This is a genomic window from Altererythrobacter aquiaggeris, from assembly GCF_037154015.1.
GTDB lineage: Bacteria > Pseudomonadota > Alphaproteobacteria > Sphingomonadales > Sphingomonadaceae > Aestuarierythrobacter > Aestuarierythrobacter aquiaggeris.
The window spans coordinates 2528073-2547664 of sequence record NZ_JBANRL010000001.1 but is presented as its reverse complement, the minus strand read 5'-3'; the positions used below and the strand labels follow the sequence as shown (position 1 = coordinate 2547664).

The following is a 19592-nucleotide window of genomic DNA, read 5'->3' as shown; positions in this document are numbered from 1 at the left end:
GTCGGGGAACAGTAAGCTAGCGCCATGATCGACGAGGAATCCGCATCAAAGCCGGTGATGGCTGCACCACACGTGCCGCGCACGGCAAGAGGGCGCGCGACCAGACGAAAGATTCTGGATTCGGCGGCAATCGGGTTTGGCGAGAAAGGCTTTCACGAAACTTCGATTGTGTCGATTACTTCGCGCGCGGGTGTCGCGCTGGGCAGCTTTTACACTTATTTCGCATCCAAGGACGTGCTGTTCCGCGCGCTGGTGCAGGATATGTCAGGCAGCGTCCGTGATGCGGTTGCCCCTGCGATTGCGGAACAACCCCCTTCGCTGGAGCGTGAGGGCAAGGCGCTCGCGGCCTTTTTGTCTTTCGCCCGGGAGCATAAGGAACTCTACCGGATCATCGACGAGGCAGAATTTGTCGCACCCGAAGCCTGGCAGGACCATTATGCCACCACGGCTACGCGTATCGAGACCCGGCTAGCCGAAATGCATGAGGCGGACCAAATCCGCACAGTCGGCGAGGTCGAAGCCTGGGCAATTATGGGGATGAACGTCTTTCTTGGCCTGCGCTACGGGGTCCAGCAGGATGATGCCGATATGGAAACGATTGCCGCCAGAATGGTGATGTTATTACGTCAGGGGCTTTCCCGCTAGGCCACGCCGCACTCGACTACGGGGGACGCGGGCGCTAGGGCGCGCGGCATGACCCTTACGCGCCGTACCTTTGCCATTATTTCGCATCCCGATGCCGGTAAGACGACGCTTACCGAAAAGCTGCTGCTGCAAGGCGGAGCGATCCATCTGGCAGGTGAAGTAAAGGCGCGCGGCCAGGCGCGGCGCGCACGATCTGACTGGATGAAGATCGAACAGCAGCGCGGTATTTCGGTCACCTCGTCGGTAATGACTTTCGAACGTGACGGGATCATTTTCAACCTGCTCGACACGCCAGGTCATGAAGACTTCTCGGAAGACACATATCGCACGCTGACGGCGGTGGATTCGGCAATAATGGTGATTGATGCCGCCAAGGGGATCGAACCGCAGACCCGCAAGCTGTTCGAGGTATGCCGATTGCGGTCGGTGCCGATTATCACCTTTGTGAACAAAGTTGACCGCGAAGGCCGCCCGCTGTTCGAATTGCTCGACGAGATTGCGGATATGCTGGCGCTCGACGTGTCGCCGCAAATGTATCCAATCGGGATGGGCGGCCAATTCGAGGGCATTCTAGATTATACCACCGGCAAAGTGGCGCGCCCCGAAGGTCCCTCGAGAGAGTTTCTCGGCAAACGCGAAGCGGATGCCGTGCTACCTGAAGAATTTGCCGAGGAGGCAGAGCTGGCCCAAATCGGCTATCCCGCGTTTGATCTCGAAGCTTACCGGAATGGCGATCTCACGCCGGTTTACTTTGGATCGGCGCTCAAGAACTTCGGGGTAACGGAGCTGATCGACGCGATCGCCAAATACGCTCCGCCGCCGCGCCCGCAACCGGCCGGGGACGACCATATCGACCCTGACCATGATGAAGTTACCGGTTTCATCTTTAAGGTGCAGGCCAATATGGATCCCAATCACCGCGACCGTATCGCGTTCATGCGGCAGGTATCGGGGACTTTCAAACGCGGCATGAAGCTGACACCGTCGGGCCTTGGCAAGCCGATTGCCATCCATTCTCCGATCCTGTTTTTCGCGCAGGACCGTGAAATTGCCGACACCGCAGAAGCCGGCGATATCATCGGCATTCCCAATCACGGAACCTTGCGCGTGGGCGATACGCTGAGCGAGAAAGACAAAATCCGTTTTACCGGACTGCCCAACTTCGCGCCGGAAATTCTGCGGCGCGTGTTGTTGAAGGATCCGACCAAGACGAAGCAATTGCGCAAGGCGCTTGACGATCTTTCCGAAGAGGGCGTGATCCAGGTTTTCTATCCGGAACTGGGCGCGCAGCACATCGTGGGCGTTGTCGGGCAACTTCAACTGGAAGTGCTGATTTCTCGTTTGGCAGCCGAATACAAGGTCGATGCTGCGCTTGAGGCTGCGCCTTTCGATACAGCGCGCTGGATCAAGGGCCCGGATGAAGCAAAGAACCGGTTTGAAGAGTTCAACCGTTCCAATCTCGCAAAAGACCGCGATGGCGATCTGGTGTTTCTGGCGAAAAGCGTGTGGGACGTGAACTATCAGCAGGAAAAGAACCCCGAGCTGACTTTTTCGGCGACGAAAGAACGCTAACTTGCCGTAAGCCCCTGTCTCGCTTAATCATTGCCGATGGCCGATTTTAGCGAACATCTCACAGACGATCATATCGCGATGATCGGCAAACAGCCGGTCTTCTTTGTGGCAACTGCAGCAGCGGACGCCCGGATCAATCTCAGCCCCAAGGGGTATGATGCCTTTCGCGTGTTGGGGCCAAAGCGGGTTGGCTATCTCGATCTCGGTGGTTCGGGTAACGAGACGAATGCCCATTTGCTGGTAGACGGCAGGATTACGGTCATGTTCTGTAATTTTGAACAGCCTGCGCTGATATTGCGAATTTACGGCCATGGAAAACCCGTGCTTCCGGCGGATGATGGGTGGGCTGATCTGGCACAACATTTCACCCTGATGCCCGGAACTCGCCAGATTTTCGATATTGATGTCGAAAGCGTGCAAACATCGTGCGGTTACGGGGTCCCTTTTATGGAAATGCAGGCCGAACGTCCGACGTTGGTAAGATATCATGCCAAGGCAAATCCATCGCAATGGGCTGCCAAGATGGCGCTCAGCCGTGAAAGTATCGACGGGCTGCCGACACGGCCGACCGACCGCTACATTGCAGGCGAATAGCTGCCACCCTTGCAATGAAGTTGAAATTCGCCAGCTATAACATCCATAAGGCTATCGGTGTGGACGGGGTGCGCGATCCCGACCGCATCATTACGGTTCTGCGCGAACTGAATGCCGATATCATCGCGCTGCAAGAAGCCGATACGCGGTTTGGCATACGCAAAAGTGTCCTGTCCAAGGCCGCGCTCGACGATACCCACTGGAAGCCGGTTCAATTGGGCGGAAACACACCGAGCCTGGGTTGGCATGGCAATGCGTTGCTGGTCCGGCGCAACCTGAAGGTGCGCGAAGCCGACCACATCGAAATTCCCACTATCGAGCCGCGCGGTGCCGTACGTGCCGATCTCGAGGTGGATGGCACGCATATCCGGGTTGTGGGGATGCATCTCGATCTGTCCGGCTTGCGCCGCCGTCACCAGATCCGCACCGTATTGGATCATATCAACGGCCATGCGGATGCCAAACCCACTGTACTGATGGGTGATTTCAACCAATGGGGCGTCAGCAGTGGTGCGATGACAGAATTCGGGCGTGACTGGCAATGTTTCGCCCCGGGCCGAAGCTTCCCCTCGCGCCAACCCGTCGCACGGCTGGACCGCATTGTTGCGTCGCAGCATTGGCAGTTGGACGATAGCGGCGTCCACCATAGCGCGCTTGCTGCAGCGGGTTCGGACCATTTGCCCGTCTACGCCGATTTATCATTGCCTAAAAAACAGGCAGGTGCGTAAGAATCGGGCGGGCAGCCCTCTGCTGATTACCGGATGTTGCACAGGGCTCGCTGTAACCAGGCGATAATTTCCAACTGGCACGGTTTTTGCTGCACTTGCGAAGTCGGGGACTAGCCCGGCGGATCAGCAGGGGCGACTCGTGAAGTTCATCATTGCCATTATCAAACCATTCAAGCTCGACGAGGTGCGCGAGGCGCTAGGCGGGATCGGTGTCGAGGGGATGACCGTGTCCGAAGTAAAGGGATTTGGACGCCAGAAAGGCCAGACCGAAATTTATCGTGGTGCAGAATATACCACCAACATGCTTCCCAAGGTGAAGCTGGAAATCGCGGTTAGCGACGCCCTTGCGCCCAGTGTCGTGGAAACGATCCAGGAAGTCGCCGGGACGGGCAACATCGGGGACGGCAAGATCTTTGCATTCGACCTGGCCAATGCAACGCGCATCCGAACCGGTGAAACCGGGGAGACGGCACTATGAACCAGCCGTCAAATATCAGGAATTCCGTCACGGGGGATACATCAATGTTCCGTACTATTGCGGGCGCTGCCGGTGCAATCGGCGCGTCACTAATTTTTGGGGCCGCCGCATTTGCAGCGCCGGTTGCCGAGGTTGCAGAAGTTGCCGAAGCGGCAGCCGCTGTTGCCAATCCGGGCAACAACGCCTGGATGATGACCGCAACCATTCTGGTGTTGCTCATGATCCTTCCGGGTCTTGCGCTGTTCTACGGCGGACTTACCCGTTCCAAAAACATGCTTTCCACCATGACCCAGATCGGCGCGACTGCCTGTCTTGCCATGCTGGTTTGGGTGATGTGGGGGTTCTCTCTTGCATTCGGCTCAACCACTTATGAGGGCGCACTTGGCCTGTTCGTCAGTGGCGGCAGCTACTTCCTGTCAGGGATGGACGCTTCGACGACAGCGGCGACATTCACCGATGAAGTGATTTCGGAATACGTCTTCGTCAGTTTCCAGATGACCTTTGCCGCGATTACTGCAGCGCTGATTTTGGGCGCCACGGCGGAACGGATGAAATTCAGCGCAGTGATGGCCTTTGTGCCGATCTGGCTGACGATCGTCTATTTCCCGATTGCTCATATGGTTTGGGCAGGCGGCGGCCTGATGTTCGAAGACGGCGCGCTGGACTTTGCCGGCGGCACGGTGGTTCACATCAACGCCGGTATTTCGGGCCTGGTTCTGGCATATTTGCTGGGTAAACGACGCGGCTATCCTACGGAGCCGATGCCCCCGCACAGCATGGTGATGACCATGATCGGGACGGGCCTGTTGTGGGTCGGCTGGTTCGGCTTCAACGCAGGTTCCGCGCTCGAAGCTGACGGCAGCGCCGGTCTGGCGATGATCAACACTTTTGTCGCGACCGCTGCGGGTGCGCTCACCTGGATGGTGATCGAAAGGATGGTCGGTCACAAGGGTTCTGCTTTGGGCTTCTGCTCTGGCGTCATCGCCGGACTGGTCGCGGTAACGCCGGCCGCGGGTAACTCCGGACCATTCGGCGCTATCCTGCTCGGCATCGCATCCTCGGCTGTCTGCTATTTCGCAGTCGCAAAGGTCAAAGCGAGGTTCGGCTATGACGATTCGCTCGACGCATTCGGTATCCACGGTATCGGCGGTATCGTCGGCGCAATCGGTACCGCGATCGTTTACCAGCCATTCATCGGCGGACCGGGCGATGGTTCGACCGCGATGAGCGCACAACTTTGGATCCAGACGAAAAGCGTTCTGATCACGATCGGATGGGCCGGTATCGGCACACTGATCGCCGGCCTGATCGTGAAAGCACTTATCGGTCTGCGCGTCTCTGAAGAGGCCGAAGTCGATGGTCTCGACATCAGCGAGCACGGAGAACGCGCTTACAATTGATACACCAGTTTGGCGGGGCCGGAAATTTCTCTCCCCCGGTCCCGCCAGAAATTGTTCCTCCTGCGAACAAAAACTCGAACGGGTCGGAGCATGGCGCTCCGGCCCCTTTTTTTTGCCATCGCAAATGCGCGGGATGTGTGTGGCATCGATGAAACACCTGCGCCGATTTCGCCCTGTGCCAGTTGCCAATCCTGCAGGACTGATTCATTCTTGACCATGAGGGGCGCAAGACCTTTGTCAAATGGGAGGAAATACTCATGGCCAAATCCGCATTCCATCACGCCGCGGCGCTGCGTGCCGCATTGCTCGGCACCTGCGCCTTTGCCTGCGCTGCGACGCCGGCACTGGCCCAGCAGCAGGACGAATCCGGGCAGAACATCATCGTCGTGACCGCCACGAAGCGCGATTCGACCGTTCAGGACGTGCCATTCTCGATCAACGCGCAGACCGCTGAAGACATTCAGAAAACCGGCGCTGTCACGCTGGAAGATCTGTCGCGCAACGTCGCCGGACTTGCCGTGCAGAACTTGGGTCCCGGGCAAAGCCAGGTATCGATCCGCGGGGTTTCCGCCGGGCAGATCGTCCGCGACCAGCCTGGCGTAAAAGAACAGGTCGGCGTGTATGTCGACGAATCGGTCATTTCCCTGTCGCTGTTCACGCCGGACCTGGATCTGTTTGATCTCAACCGGGTGGAAACGCTGCGCGGACCGCAGGGCACCCTGTTCGGTTCGGGATCTGTCGGCGGCACCATCCGCTACATCACCAATCAGCCCACTATCGGAAAAACCGAAGGTTCGCTCGAAGCCAACCTCAACCTTGTCGATGGCGGGGATCTGGGCGGCCATATCAAGGGCGCGGTCAATATTCCGCTGGGAGCCAATGCAGCCGCACGCGCGGTGGGCTATTACACCCGCTATGGCGGCTTTATCGATGCCCTGCGCGAAGGCGGCTCGGTTGATGAGAATGTCAACAGCGGCGAACGCTATGGCGGACGTCTGGCGCTGACGTTTGAACCGACCAGCAATTTGTCGATCACCCCGCGGGTGATATACCAGAAAGTCACGGCGGGCGGCTTCAACCGTCAGGAGGTTTTCAACCTCTACGCCAACCCCTTTACCACCACGCGTCCGGCAGTGACATTCGACGAACGCGAACAATTCCTGCTCTTGCGCGAAGCGTTTGAGGATGAAACCCTGATTGCCGATGCGGTGATCGAAGTCGGGCTTGGCGGTGTCGATCTTACATCCGTCACCAGCTATACCGACCGTGACATCCTGGTCAGCCGCGATGCCAGCGCGCTGACGGGCAGTGTGTCGGTCGATCTGGGTTATCCCGATGCTGGCGTGCTGCTACCGTCGAACCTGCGCGATTCCACCAAGGTCCAATCCTTCACGCAGGAATTGCGGCTGAGTTCCAACAATGCCGGGCCATTCCAATGGGTGTTTGGCGGGTTCTATTCCGATACCAGCCGTGATTATGCACAGCGGCTGCCTACGCCCGGCTATGATGCCTTCACCGATGCAACACTGGGTGCCGGAACTGTGGCCGCAACGGCCAATGGGTTCGGGCCCGATTCGCCTTATAATGCCGATATAACGTACGATATCGAACAAATTGCGGTGTTCGGCGAAGCAAGTTATCTGATCGGTGAAAGTCTGACCGCCACCGTTGGCGGCCGGTATTACGATTTCACCGAAGACCGGCGGTTTGTTTCGGGCGGTCTGTTCTCCAATGGAGACGACCAGACCGGCACCACGACTTCCGACGGGTTTACGCCCCGTTTTCTGCTGAGTTACGAGGCATCGCCGTCTATTACGGTCAACGCGCAAGCGGCCAAGGGTTTCCGGCTTGGCGGGATCAACGATCCGCTCAACCTGCCGCTATGCGATGGTGGTGTTCCGGGCGGGCCAGATGCGCAGACATTCGGCGGCCGGCCCGGCTATGAAGATGAAACCTTGTGGAATTACGAACTGGGCATCAAGACCCAGGGCCGCGGCTTCACTTTCAACGCGGCGGCATTCTATTCCGACATCAGCAACTTGCAGGTGACCGCCGATGCGGGCAGCTGTTCGTCACGCGTGGTGTTCAACGTGCCCAAGGCGCATTCGCAAGGGGTAGAGTTTGAACTGACCACGTCGCCGACAAATGGTCTGGACCTCGGAGTGTCGGGTAGCGTGCTGAGTGCGAAATTCGACTCTTCGGTTACCACCGTTGACGGCGTCGTGATCGCCGGGATTCGTGACGGGAACCGGTTGCCGACAGTGCCGAAGTTCCAGATTTCGGCCAATGCGTCTTATACTTACCCGGTTAGCGATGGCGCAGAAGCCTACGTCGCGGCATCCGTACAGCACATTGGAAACCGCATTACCCAGCCAAGCGATCAGGAAGGCAACCCGCGCAGTTTCGTGGCGGGCCTGCCGTTCGGCGGGGCGACCGGCAACGATGCCACCGTGCTGAATCTGGTGCTGCCATCATACGAGGTGATCAACCTGAGCGCGGGTGTCGATTTTGAAAACGGGCTGTCTGTCACGGCCTATATCAACAATGTGCTTGATGAAAATGCGCTGCTGTCGTTCGACCGCGAACGCGGCGGCCGGGCCAGGTTGGGATTTGCAACCAACCAGCCGCGCACCTTCGGGATGACGGTCCGCAAGTCGTTCTAACCGGATTACCCAATGGTAAAATGGTGAAGGGGCCGAAGCGTATGCTTCGGCCCCTCTTTATCGCCAAAGCAGAATTGCCGAAGCCGCCACCAGTCCCGCCCATGTCAGCAGCACCGGCAACATCGCCGCAAAGCCGGCTTTACCCGGGCGCCGAGCAATTGCCGCTGCGCGAAGCCGGAATTTCGCAAACAGCGCGGGCGGGATCAGCCGGATTACCAACCAGATCCCGGCGGGAACCAGCAGCAGATCGTCCAGCAACCCCAGCACCGGGATAAAGTCGGGGATCAGGTCGATGGGGCTGAATGCGTAGGCGGCGGTCATCGTGGCCACGATTTTCGCCAGCAAGGGCGTACGCCGATCTCTCGCTGCAATCCACAGCGCGATCACATCACAATTGAGCGCTGCAGCCCATCGCTGCAGCTTCAGTTTGACAGCGCAGCCTTTACGAAATCGCCGCACCGTTCGCCGATCATCATGCTGGGGGCATTTGTATTGCCTGAAACCAGGCGGGGCATGATACTGGCATCGGCCACCCAAAGATTGTCGATCCCGCGCAGCGCCAATGCCGGATTTACCACATCATCATCGTGCGGGCCCATTCTGCATGTGCCCACCGGGTGATAAATCGTATCGGATACCTCGCGAATGCGCGCTTCGAGAGCGCGGTCATCTTCATAATCGATCGGGTGGCGATCTCTCGCTCCCAACTGCGACAGCGGCGGGGTGTCTGCGATGCGCGCCATCAGGCGTGCGGCGTCTTTCATGAGTGCCATATCACGGTCGTCGGAAAGGAAGTTGGGGTTGATTGCCGGTGCGGCTGCCGGATCAGGGCTATGCAGCCTTACCCAGCCGCGACTTTCAGGACGCAGGACACAAACATGCAGCGAGAAGCCGTGCTCCTTCGGCTTGTCCCGGCCATGGTTCTGGATGATCGCGCGCATAAAATGGAATTGGACATCTGGAGCCGGCGCATCGGGGCGGATCGTTGCAAAACCGCCGCTCTCGGCAAAATTGGTGGTGAGCATTCCGGTGCGGTGGCGGCGATGTTCGGCAAAGGCTTTGGCCAGTTGCCAGACACCGCGCAGCGATCCGCCGAACAGACTTAGATCGTCGAGCTCGTAACTGGTCAGAAAATCGCAGTGATCCTGCAAATCGGCACCGACAGCGGCTTTATCCAGTTTTATATCAATGCCATGCTTTTTGAGTTCGTCCGCAGGGCCGATGCCCGATAGCATCAAGATATGCGGTGATCCGAATGCGCCCGCGGACACCACAACTCCGCCGCGCGCCTCCAGCGTCTCGCGCTTGCTACCCAGACGGCCCCCGCTGCGAACGGTCACGCCCGTCGCGCGGCCGTTTTCGATTTCAATCTTTTCCACCAGCACATCTGTGCGGACGACAAGGTTGTCTTTACCAGCAAGTGGTTCGAGGAAGGCACGTGCCGAAGACCAACGTTCACCATTGCTCTGGGTGACCTGATACAGGCCAACCCCTTCCTGACGCAGGCCGTTGAAATCATCGTTATACGGTATCTGCAATCGGGCAGCGGAATCGACAAATGCCTGTGCCACCGGGCTAGGGCTGATTTGCTCGTTCACGTGCAGCGGGCCGCCGGCACCGTGCAAATCATCTGCGCCGCGCGCATTGTTTTCCTGACGCTTGAACACAGGTAATACATCGTCCCACGCCCAACCTGTGCAACCCAGTTCAGCCCAATTGTCATAGTCCCACGGATTGCCCCGGATATAGACCATACCGTTGGTTGCGGACGAGCCGCCTAATCCGCGCCCACGCGGCTGGTAACCCACGCGGCCGTTCAGCGCCTCCATCGGTTCGGTATCGAAACTCCAGTTACCGCTTTTCGGCAAAAACGTCAGGAGGCCGGGAACGCGGGTCGCCAGATGCGCCATCTTGCCGCCGGCTTCCAGCAAACACACGCGTTTGGTGCCGTCTTCCGCAAGCCGCGCGGCTGCAGCACTGCCCGCGCTGCCCGCGCCGATTACGATGATGTCGAACTTGTGGGTTTGGTTGCTCATGATTGCAGGGTTAATCGTGCGATTAACTTCCGGCAATCGCTTCGTCAGTCTTTTTGGCTTTTTTGTTGGGCCAGCCAGCGCGATCTGATCGCGTCGGATGTGTCGCGGCTGCCATCATGGGTCCAGCCGGGCGGGCGCCAAATATAACCTAACTTGTGGCGCCACGGGGCAGTCCGAACGTCTCTCGCTATGCCCACCCATTCGTGAAACACTGCCCAAAGCAGATTGAAGCTGCCAAGCTGCCTGACAATGCCATAGCGTATGCGCTGGTCGTCCTGCTCGCCTTGAAACGTTCCGAACAGCTTGTCCCAAACGATAAATGTTCCGGCATAATTCCGGTCAAGATAAAGCGGATTGGTGGCATGATGCACGCGGTGGTGGCTGGGGGTGTTCATCACAGCTTCGAACCAGCGCGGCATCCTTCTGATCGCTTCGGTGTGGATCCAGAACTGGTAAATCAGATTTATCGCTCCGACGAACAGTCCCATCACCGGATGGAAGCCGAGCAGAACGATAGGGATGCGAAATACGAAGCTGAACGCGAAAAAGCTGGTCCAGCTCTGCCGCAGTGCAGTGCTGAGATTATAGTGCTGGCTGGAGTGGTGGTTCACATGGCTGGCCCAGAACCAGCGCACGCGGTGCGCGAAGCGGTGGAACCAATAATAAGCGAAATCGTCCAGCACGAAGGCAATCGGCCAAGCCCACCAGACAAACCCGAAGTCGAATAGACGGAATTGATAAAGCCAGTACGACAGCGTGATTATCGCGCCGCCAAACAACAATCCTGCAACTGTGCTCCCCAAACCGAATGCCAGCGAAGTCAGCGTATCGCGGGGTTCATACGCCTCGGGCCGCCGCCGCTTTGCCCACCACATTTCAAGCAGCACCAGCAGGACAAACCCGGGCACCGCATAATCGACAGGATTGAAATCAGGCATCGGTCATCTTCCCAGCCCGCGTAAGCTAGCGGCCCAATCTTGCGCATCCGCGCCAAGATCGAGGGTGAACTCTCCGAAGGTGGATTCGTTCGTCGCTAAAGTCAGAAAATTCTGTTCAAGCCTGACGTTTGCGTGATTATCCAATATTCTTCCCGCAAAATGGCTGCCGTGGCGGCGCAGCAACATCACCCGCCCGTCGGCACCCCGCAGCAATGCACCCATGCCCGATTTGTCGAGCGCAACTGCAGTGGCGTGAAATCCGCAAAGTGCCTCGTCAGCAAGTTCTTTCGCATGGTCTTCGTTGAGGATGCGTGCGTCTCCGCCCAGGCCAAGTTTGCTGGCCAGCCATGCGATAAACAATATGGCTGCCAACGAAGCGGCAAACTGGATGAATTGCGCGCTCATTTCGCCTTGACGGCTAACATATCCAAAGCCGGACTGATGGGCGAAAGGTCGTAGCCCGCGCTTGAAGCCATGGTTGCCAGTTCTTGCGTATCGTAACCCTGACCGGCGCGCGCCAGCGCCCACAGGAAGGTCGATCGCGTACCCGAACGGCAGTAGGCCAGAACTTTACCCTCCGCACCATCCAGAGCATCTCCCATGGCTTTGATCTGGGATTCGCCGAAACCGTCATGGCCGACCGGAATTGCGCGGTAAGCGATGTCATGCGCTTTTGCGGCCGCTTCGATATCGCTTCCCGCTAACTGGCCTGCTTCCTCGTCATCGGGGCGATTGTTGATGATCAGTTTTACGCCCTGCCTTGCAGCGTTCGCAACATCGCCGAGCGTGATTTGAGGACTGGCCATCATGTCTTCTGACAGTTTGCGGAACATTTTCGAATTTCCGATCTTGCTACAGCTGCTTTTGTCGCGGCAGCGGTCTGGCTTTCGCCTGGTTCGTCCCAATTCTAGCCCGCCCGGCGCATTGAAGAAACCCCGATCTTTGCCGGCGAGATCAGACCTCGCTTAAATTATTCGCCTCTCGGGTATTTCTGCGCTATATCCTCACGCCGTGTGGAAGGTGCGGACGATTGCATTTGTTGATTCGCCCCTTCAATTGTCGGCGCGACACGCCCGTGCGGCCGATGGATTTCGATAGGGCGAGACGAAGGTACGTTTAATACTATGGGTTACGATAGAGGGCGTCGCGGGCGCGGTAGAGACAAACGCGACGGATTTGGCGAAGAAAGCTTTGACGGCGGATTCGGAGGCGGCGGAGACCGCGGCGGATTCGGCGGCGGTAATGACCGCGGCGGAGATCGCGGTGGATTTGGCGGCGGCGGCAACGATCGCGGCGGGTTCGGCGGCGGCGGTAATCGCGTTGGCGGCTTCGGCGGTGGTTCTTCTGGCGGTGGCGGCTTTTCCGGCGGCGGTGCTGGCGGTGGCGGTGGCGGCAACCGTATGCCGGCCCAGGTCGTTGGGACAGGCAAGGGTCAGGTAAAGTTCTTCAACGGCGACAAGGGCTTCGGCTTCATCGCGCAGGAAGATGGCGGCGAGGACGTGTTCGTCCATATTTCCGCTGTTGAGCGCGCCGGGCTCGAAGGTCTCGCCGAAGGGCAAGGACTTGAGTATAATCTGGTCGATCGCGGCGGCAAAGTGTCCGCTCAGGATCTTCAGGTCGTTGGCGATGTGATCGCTGTCACGAAAAGCGCCCCGCGTGAAAGCGCTAGCGGCGACCGGGGCGGTGCCCCGCAACGTGAACTGACGGGAGAAAAGGCCACCGGAACGGTCAAATTCTTCAACACGATGAAAGGCTTTGGCTTTATCGTTCGTGATGACGGGCAGCCTGATGCGTTCGTGCATATCAGTGCAGTTGAACGCTCAGGACTTAGCGGCATCGATGAAGGCCAGCGTTACACGTTCGATCTCGAAGTTGATCGACGGGGAAAGCATTCTGCCGTGAACCTGGTGCCTGCAGAGGACTAAGCCGTAGCCATCAATATGGCAGAAAACGCAAATGGCGGTCCTATCGGGGCCGCCATTTGTCGTTTAGAGCAATCCGGATAATCCCGTTTCCAACATAATTTCTTCCCCTCGGAGTATGTCTATGTCGATCACCCCGCTGATGCCAGTCTATCCCCGCTGCGGTGTTCGCCCCGTTCGCGGCGAACACTGCCATTTGATTGACGAAGACGGTACACGGTATCTCGATTTCGCCAGCGGAATCGCGGTCAATCTGCTGGGTCATTCTCACGCCGGTTTGATCGAAGCGATCCAGAAACAAGCCGCAACGCTGATGCACGTGTCCAACCTTTACGGTAGCCCGCAGGGCGAGAAGCTGGCACAAATGCTCGTCGATAAAACCTTCGCCGATACCGTATTCTTTACCAATTCAGGAGCCGAAGCGGTTGAAACCGCAATCAAGACAGCGCGTGCATACCACCAGTCGGCAGGCGATCACGATAGGTATGAGCTGATCACCTTCACCAATGCTTTTCACGGCCGCACGATGGCGACGATCAGCGCATCGAACCAAACCAAAATGCACACGGGGTTCATGCCGATGCTCGAAGGTTTCAAATATTGTGAATTCGATGATCTGGAAGCGGCCAAGGCGCTGATCGGCCCGAAAACCGCCGGGTTTCTGGTCGAGCCGATCCAGGGCGAGGGTGGTATCCGCCCCGCGTCCGACGGATTTATGCAGGGCCTTCGCGCACTGGCTGACGAACATGATCTGATGCTTGCGCTCGACGAAGTTCAATGCGGTGTGGCGCGCAGCGGCACGTTATATGCGTATGAGCACTACGGTATCGCGCCTGATATTGTCGCCACGGCGAAGGGCATCGGCGGCGGATTCCCGCTTGGCGCGTGTCTTGCGACGGAGAAGGCTGCGCGCGGAATGACATTCGGTACGCACGGCTCGACCTATGGGGGCAACCCTCTGGCCATGGCAGCGGGTACGGCGATCATGGAAGCGGTTGCCAACGATCATTTCCTGGCAGAAGTTCGTGATAAGGGTGAACGCATCCGCGGACGGCTGGAACAATTTATCGGCAATTATCCCGATCTGTTCGAGCTGGTGCGTGGCCGCGGCTTGATGCTCGGTATAAAAATGAAGGTCGAAAGCCGCTCGTTCTTTGTCCATCTACGCGACAATCATCAGCTTTTGACCGTGGCTGCGGGCGACAATACGCTGCGCTTGTTGCCACCGCTGGTTGTCGGTGATGCCGAAATTGACGAGTTTTTCGACAAGCTGTCCGCCGGCGCCGCCGATTATGAAATACCTGCAGCGAGCTGAAACCGATGAACCACTTCCTCGATCTGTCAGACGCGGGTGGCAATACCATTGCCGCAATGCTGAACGATGCGCAGGACCGGAAGGCCGCGCGTTCGGGATGGGCAAGGGGGCGGGTGGACGCTGATGTTCCGCTTGCCGGACACGTTCTGGCGATGATCTTCGAAAAAAGCTCCACCCGGACGCGGGTGAGCTTCGATATTGCAATGCGCCAGCTCGGCGGGTCGGCGATAGTTATGGAAGCGGGGAGCATGCAGCTGGGCCGGGGCGAATCAATCGCCGATACTGCGCGTGTTCTAAGCCGGATGGTTGACGCCATCATGATCCGCACGGACGATCACGCGAAAATCGAAGAACTTGCCCGGCACGCGGATGTCCCGGTTATCAACGGGCTGACAGACCGTTCGCATCCGTGCCAGATTATCGCCGATCTTGTCACTGTAATCGAACACGGCAAGGCATTGCCCGGTCTGGAAGTGGCGTGGCTGGGTGACGGCAACAACGTGCTGCATTCGATCCTCGAAGCTGCTGCACTGATGAAATTCAACGTCAGGATCGCCACCCCTGCCGGGTACCAGCCGGACGCCGGATTTGTCGAATTGGCACGGCAGGCAGGGTCCACTGTTACGCTGACGCAGGACGCCGTCGCTGCCGCCCGTCAGGCCGACATCCTGATAACCGACACGTGGATTTCGATGGGGCAGAACCATGCCGAAGAGAAAATTGCGGCGATGGCTCCCTACCAGGTCAATGACGCGCTGATGGCACATGCCAAACCGGATGCGAAGTTTCTGCATTGTTTGCCGGCCCATGTCGGTGACGAGGTTAGCCAAAGCGTGTTTGAAGGGCCGCAATCCGCTGTATTTGACGAGGCAGAAAACCGCATCCACGCGCAGAAAAGCATCCTGCTATGGTGCGCTGGGAAGTTGTAGGCGGTTCGCAGCGGTGCGGCACTTCATTTCGAGATTGTCATACCCATATCCTGATCCATGCAGCAGCTGCCTGAAATTCTCGCCGACCAACTGCTCGGCTTCACCATTCCTGACCGAAATGCCCGTGGCCGCGTGATCCGTCTTGACGGGGTGCTGGACACTATCCTTTCCGTGCATGATTACCCGCCGGCTATCAAACATCTGCTGGCGGAAGCACTGGCGATAGCTGCCCTTATGGGCGGATTGCTGAAGGGCGAGAACAGCCAGCTCACGTTACAAGCGCAGACCAATGATGGCGTTGTCGAACTGCTGGTATGCGATTTTCGTGATGGCGAACTGCGCGGCTATGTGAAGCATGATAATGACCGCCTGGCAGCACTGGGCGCGAACCCCGCGCTGGATGCTCTCTTTGGACAAGGTCATCTGGCAGTAACGTTTGATCTGCCGAGCACAGGGCGACGTTATCAGGGGATTGTCCCGCTGGAAGGCGATTCGCTTGCTGCAGCTTGCGAGAGCTACTTTGCACAATCGGAACAATTGCCGACCTTGATCCGCATCGGCGTCAAATCGGGCCCGCGCGGCACTGTTGCAGGCGGATTGTTGCTTCAGCATCTGGCCGAAGGGGAAGAAGGGCGTGAACGCCTTCACGTGCGGCTGGATCATCCCGAGTGGGAACATGTCGCGACCATGGCCGGCAGCGTCAGGCATGAAGAGCTGGTCGATCCGGCGCTTACGCTGGAAGCGCTGGTGTGGCGCTTGTTTCATGAAGAGCGCGAGGTCCGCGTTGAACAAGGTGCGCGGCTAACGCGTGGATGCCGCTGCACGCTTGAACATTTCACCGATGTTTTATCGCGCTTTGGCAAATCCGAACGTGAAGAAATGCACAATGATGATGGCGAAATCATTGTCGATTGCGCATTTTGTTCACGCAAATTTCGCGTACCGGGCTAAAACCGGCGCAAGCGATGCGTTTTGCCCAAGGGCGTAAATCTGGTATCTATCGATTATGAGATTAGAATTAGCCAAATCAGAAGCGCGTTTTTCCGGCCAACGGACGAGATTGGCCTTGGGGCTTGCAGCCGTCTGCGGAGTGTTCTTCGCTCCGGCCAACGCATCCGCCCCCGATGCAGCAGTGCTCAAGGGACTGTCGAAAGGCCAGTGGACGGTCAATTTCCGGGGTGGAGACAGCCCACGCAAGATTTGCGTTCGCACGGGCTGGGAGCTTATCAAGCTGCGCCACCGCGATGCTGGATGCAACCAACAGGTAGTTCGCAGCAGCGCAAATTCGGTGACTGTCCAATACACATGTCCCGGCAATGGCCACGGCCATACGCAATTGCGCCGCGAAACGGCTTCGCTCGTGCAGATAGAGAGCCGCGGGATTGCCGGGGGCTTGCCATTCGAAGTGTCGGCAGAAGCGCGCCGGACGGGAAATTGCCGCTAATTTGACGCAGATCAGTGCTTTGGCGTTGCGGGCGTCCGCAATTATGCTTAGCCAATCACTATGCCAGAATATCACGCTAAGCCGGGTAACCCTGCAGCGATTTTGCTGTCGGGCGGTCTGGATTCAATGGTCACGGCCGCTCTTGCCAAAGAGCAAGGCTTCGAAATCCATGCGCTGACAATCGATTACAACCAAAGGCATCGCCGGGAAATCGAGGCTGCCAAGGATATTGCCGGAAAATTGGGTGCCAAGCGGCATGTTGTTTTGCCGCTCGATCTCAGCCGGTTTGGCGGTTCTGCGCTTACTGACGATATTCCGGTCCCCAAAGGCGGCATTGATAATGGCCAGATACCGGTAACTTATGTGCCGGCCAGAAATCTGGTTTTTCTATCACTGACAACCGCCTTTGCCGAAGCTGCCGGTGTGGCTGATATTTTCATCGGGGTGAATGCGCTCGATTACTCCGGCTACCCCGATTGCCGGCCCGAATTCATTTCCAGCTTCACCGAAACTGCACGGTTGGCAACCAAGGCCGGCGTGGAAGGTACCCCCTTCAACATCCATGCGCCGCTTCAGCTGCTGGGCAAGTCCGATATTGCACGTGAATGCATCCGGCTGGGACTGGACCCGGTATGGAGCTGGTCCTGCTATGATCCGGTAATGGACGGAACGGCTTGCGGTGCTTGCGACAGTTGCCGGCTTAGACGACAAGGATTTGCCGACGCAGGCCTTGCGGACGCAACACAATACGCCGAAGGTGCACCCAGGCTTTCAGGGGATTAGTTAATGAGCGACAGCCCGCAGGTGGAAACACCTATCGATGACGCACCGGTTCCGGCTTACAGCTGGTACGCGTTGGGTGTGCTCGTTCTGGTCTATGTGCTCAACTTTATTGACCGGCAGATCCTGTCTATTCTGGCCAACGATATTAAAGCCGATCTGGGTCTGAGCGACGCCGACCTCGGTTTCCTTTACGGCACCGCCTTTGCCGTCTTTTATGCATTGTTCGGAATACCGCTGGGCCGTTTGGCCGACAGCTGGCACCGGGTTAAATTGATGAGCATCGGGCTAAGTGTCTGGTCGTTCATGACGGCAATATCCGGCTTCGCCAAAAACGGCGCGATGCTGACATTTGCCCGGGTTGGCGTAGGTGTGGGCGAAGCAACTGCCAGTCCTTCGGCCTACTCGCTGATCTCGGACTATTTTCCGCCGCGGCTACGGGCGACCGCTTTGGCGATTTATTCCTCAGGCTTGTATATCGGCGGCGGGCTCTCGTTACTCATCGGGGCGTTGATCGTCGAAAAATGGAATATGACATATCCCGGTGGTGGGCCGCTGGGGTTGGTAGGTTGGCAGGCTGCGTTTCTGGCGGTTGGTATCCCCGGTCTGCTGCTTGCCCTTCTTGTGGTCACTCTGCGGGAGCCGGTTCGTGGGGGCATGGAAGGCATTCCGACCCCCCCTGATCCCGAACCATTCAAAGGTTTCAGGGCCGAACTATTCACCGTTATTCCGCCCTTCACTTTGGTCGGGGCATGGCGCAGGGGACCAGGCGCTTTCATGATGAACCTGTTTGTCGCAGCGGGTGTCGCAATTGCGGGCTGGTTGATGACCAGCCTGACGGGAACCGCGCCGGGCGTTGTCGTGGAACTGATTTCTGACCAATGGCTGTTTCTGGGTATCGGTTTTTATTCGGTATTTTGCTGGGCATCGTCTTTGCGCGCCCGCGATCTCCCGACATTTAATCTGATCTGGGGTTCGCCAGCATTTATCTGTACCGTTCTGGGTTATTCGATGGTCGCATTCACCGCTTACTCGGTATCATATTGGGCGGCCCCTTATGCGGAACGTTTCTTTGAAGTCCCCAAGAGCGAGCTTGGCTGGTTCATCGGTGCACCAGGTGCGGTTGCAGGATTTCTGGGGGTGATCCTGGGCGGGCGAGTTGCAGACAGTCTGCTCAAACGCTTCAAGGCCGGACGTGTCTATGTAATCGTTTTTGGATTGCTTGCCCCTGTTGCGCCGTTGGTAATCGCATTTACGACCGAGAGTTCGACAGTATTCTACGTATTGAATTTCGTTACCAGCATGCTTGCCGCGTCGGCGCTCGGCGCGGCCGCAGCAACCAGCCAGACACTGGTGCTACCGCGCATGAGAGGCACCGCCACTGCGACATTTTTTCTGGGTACGACACTTCTGGGATTGGCACTTGGGCCGTTTATGGCCGGGTTCGTATCGTCACAAAATGGCGACGATCTGGGAATTGGCGTAATCTCGACACTGGCGGTGGTACCAATCGGCTTCGCATTCCTGATCGCAGCGATCGTGCTGGTTCCAAAGGCGGGCGATACGGTGCGGGAACGCGCACGTTTGGCCGGGGAGACGGGCGTCTAGTTCGCCGTCAACACTCCGCAGGCGATGCGCGCGCCGGCCGCGCCTGACGGGTCGGTCCTATAGTCGTCTGGACTTTCATGGACGACGATGGCGGTTCCGTCGGCATCCTGGATCTCTGCCAGAATGGCTGAGGGTATGCCGCTTATGCGTGCCTCATAAGCCGTGCTGCCGCTAGCCTTGATCTCGACATTGGGTAGATCGCCCAGGTGGCCTTGTTTGCCGTCGGCTGTGCCATGATTAGCGCCTGAGGGATTAAGATGCGCACCCGCGCTGGTGAACGCGGGGCCATCGCAAGTGCCAACCTGATGGAGATGCACCGCATGGGGCCCGGCTGGAAGGCTGAAGAATGCTGCGCTAAGTATCAGTTCGTCTTTCGCGGCAAATACCTGCAGATTTCCGGCAGCCGCTCCGTCCGACTTCATAATCGCCGAACTGGCGACCCGCTCGGTTGCGACCGGACCAAGCGGCGCGCAGCCGGTTATGCCCATAAGGGAAAGCAGTCCAATCGTCGCGTTTCTAATCACAGCAAAATCTCCTTCT

General features: G+C 58.0%; 20 protein-coding genes. 14 read left to right on the top strand and 6 right to left on the bottom strand.

The window, feature by feature from the left end; genetic code table 11:
- Positions 1-24: 24 nt before the first annotated feature.
- From WFP06_RS12600 to WFP06_RS12570, 7 genes are all read left to right on the top strand, one after another.
- On the top strand, positions 25-645 hold the full coding sequence (locus WFP06_RS12600) for a TetR/AcrR family transcriptional regulator (RefSeq protein ID WP_336987511.1): 621 nt from the start codon (positions 25-27) through the stop codon (positions 643-645).
- A gap of 48 nt (positions 646-693) precedes the next feature.
- On the top strand, positions 694-2217 hold the full coding sequence (locus tag WFP06_RS12595) for a peptide chain release factor 3 (RefSeq protein WP_336987510.1): 1524 nt from the start codon (positions 694-696) through the stop codon (positions 2215-2217).
- Between the two features lie 36 nt (positions 2218-2253).
- Positions 2254-2811: a pyridoxamine 5'-phosphate oxidase family protein gene (locus WFP06_RS12590; protein WP_336987509.1), complete on the top strand. Its 558-nt coding sequence runs from the start codon at positions 2254-2256 to the stop codon at positions 2809-2811.
- A gap of 14 nt (positions 2812-2825) precedes the next feature.
- A complete protein-coding gene (locus tag WFP06_RS12585) occupies positions 2826-3539 on the top strand; it encodes an endonuclease/exonuclease/phosphatase family protein (protein ID WP_336987508.1) in 714 nt (237 codons plus the stop codon).
- A gap of 139 nt (positions 3540-3678) precedes the next feature.
- Entirely contained in the window at positions 3679-4017 is a 339-nt protein-coding gene (locus WFP06_RS12580) for a P-II family nitrogen regulator (protein WP_336987507.1), read from the top strand.
- A 44-nt stretch (positions 4018-4061) separates the two neighbouring features.
- On the top strand, positions 4062-5417 hold the full coding sequence (locus tag WFP06_RS12575) for an ammonium transporter (protein ID WP_336987506.1): 1356 nt from the start codon (positions 4062-4064) through the stop codon (positions 5415-5417).
- Positions 5418-5674: 257 nt separating this feature from the next.
- Positions 5675-8080, top strand: a complete 2406-nt coding sequence (locus tag WFP06_RS12570; protein ID WP_336987505.1) for a TonB-dependent receptor — start codon at positions 5675-5677, stop codon at positions 8078-8080.
- Between the two features lie 57 nt (positions 8081-8137).
- Here the strand turns inward: WFP06_RS12570 and WFP06_RS12565 are convergent, their stop codons facing one another.
- The 5 genes from WFP06_RS12565 to WFP06_RS12545 form a co-directional block, all read right to left on the bottom strand.
- Positions 8138-8401: a DUF1232 domain-containing protein gene (locus tag WFP06_RS12565; protein ID WP_419716230.1), complete on the bottom strand. Its 264-nt coding sequence runs from the start codon at positions 8399-8401 to the stop codon at positions 8138-8140.
- A gap of 101 nt (positions 8402-8502) precedes the next feature.
- The gene (locus WFP06_RS12560) at positions 8503-10116 is read right to left on the bottom strand and encodes a GMC family oxidoreductase (protein ID WP_336987503.1); all 1614 of its coding nucleotides are present in this window, start codon (positions 10114-10116) and stop codon (positions 8503-8505) included.
- 44 nt (positions 10117-10160) lie between these two features.
- The gene (locus tag WFP06_RS12555; protein ID WP_336987502.1) at positions 10161-11054 is read right to left on the bottom strand and encodes a sterol desaturase family protein; all 894 of its coding nucleotides are present in this window, start codon (positions 11052-11054) and stop codon (positions 10161-10163) included.
- A 3-nt stretch (positions 11055-11057) separates the two neighbouring features.
- The gene (locus WFP06_RS12550) at positions 11058-11459 is read right to left on the bottom strand and encodes a hypothetical protein (protein WP_336987501.1); all 402 of its coding nucleotides are present in this window, start codon (positions 11457-11459) and stop codon (positions 11058-11060) included.
- Complete coding sequence (locus tag WFP06_RS12545; RefSeq protein WP_336987500.1) at positions 11456-11887, bottom strand: protein tyrosine phosphatase family protein; 432 nt, start codon at positions 11885-11887, stop codon at positions 11456-11458. The genes WFP06_RS12550 and WFP06_RS12545 overlap by 4 nt, the downstream gene beginning before the upstream one ends.
- Before the next feature lie 291 nt (positions 11888-12178).
- Between WFP06_RS12545 and WFP06_RS12540 the strand changes: the two genes are divergently transcribed.
- From WFP06_RS12540 to WFP06_RS12510, 7 genes are all read left to right on the top strand, one after another.
- Positions 12179-12979, top strand: a complete 801-nt coding sequence (locus WFP06_RS12540) for a cold-shock protein (RefSeq protein ID WP_336987499.1) — start codon at positions 12179-12181, stop codon at positions 12977-12979.
- Positions 12980-13100: 121 nt separating this feature from the next.
- Positions 13101-14291: an aspartate aminotransferase family protein gene (locus WFP06_RS12535; RefSeq protein ID WP_336987498.1), complete on the top strand. Its 1191-nt coding sequence runs from the start codon at positions 13101-13103 to the stop codon at positions 14289-14291.
- A gap of 5 nt (positions 14292-14296) precedes the next feature.
- Positions 14297-15220, top strand: a complete 924-nt coding sequence (gene argF, locus WFP06_RS12530; RefSeq protein ID WP_336987497.1) for an ornithine carbamoyltransferase — start codon at positions 14297-14299, stop codon at positions 15218-15220.
- A gap of 57 nt (positions 15221-15277) precedes the next feature.
- On the top strand, positions 15278-16171 hold the full coding sequence (hslO, locus tag WFP06_RS12525; protein WP_336987496.1) for an Hsp33 family molecular chaperone HslO: 894 nt from the start codon (positions 15278-15280) through the stop codon (positions 16169-16171).
- Positions 16172-16226: 55 nt separating this feature from the next.
- Positions 16227-16664, top strand: a complete 438-nt coding sequence (locus WFP06_RS12520) for a DUF3617 domain-containing protein (protein WP_336987495.1) — start codon at positions 16227-16229, stop codon at positions 16662-16664.
- Positions 16665-16724: 60 nt separating this feature from the next.
- Positions 16725-17447 carry a 7-cyano-7-deazaguanine synthase QueC gene (gene queC, locus WFP06_RS12515; protein WP_336987494.1) on the top strand — a complete coding sequence of 241 codons (723 nt, stop codon included), beginning with the start codon at positions 16725-16727 and terminating at the stop codon, positions 17445-17447.
- A 3-nt stretch (positions 17448-17450) separates the two neighbouring features.
- Positions 17451-19052, top strand: a complete 1602-nt coding sequence (locus tag WFP06_RS12510) for an MFS transporter (protein ID WP_336987493.1) — start codon at positions 17451-17453, stop codon at positions 19050-19052.
- On the opposite strand, the gene WFP06_RS12505 is transcribed toward WFP06_RS12510, so the two are convergent.
- Complete coding sequence (locus WFP06_RS12505) at positions 19049-19576, bottom strand: superoxide dismutase family protein (RefSeq protein WP_336987492.1); 528 nt, start codon at positions 19574-19576, stop codon at positions 19049-19051. The genes WFP06_RS12510 and WFP06_RS12505 overlap by 4 nt on opposite strands.
- Positions 19577-19592: the final 16 nt, after the last annotated feature.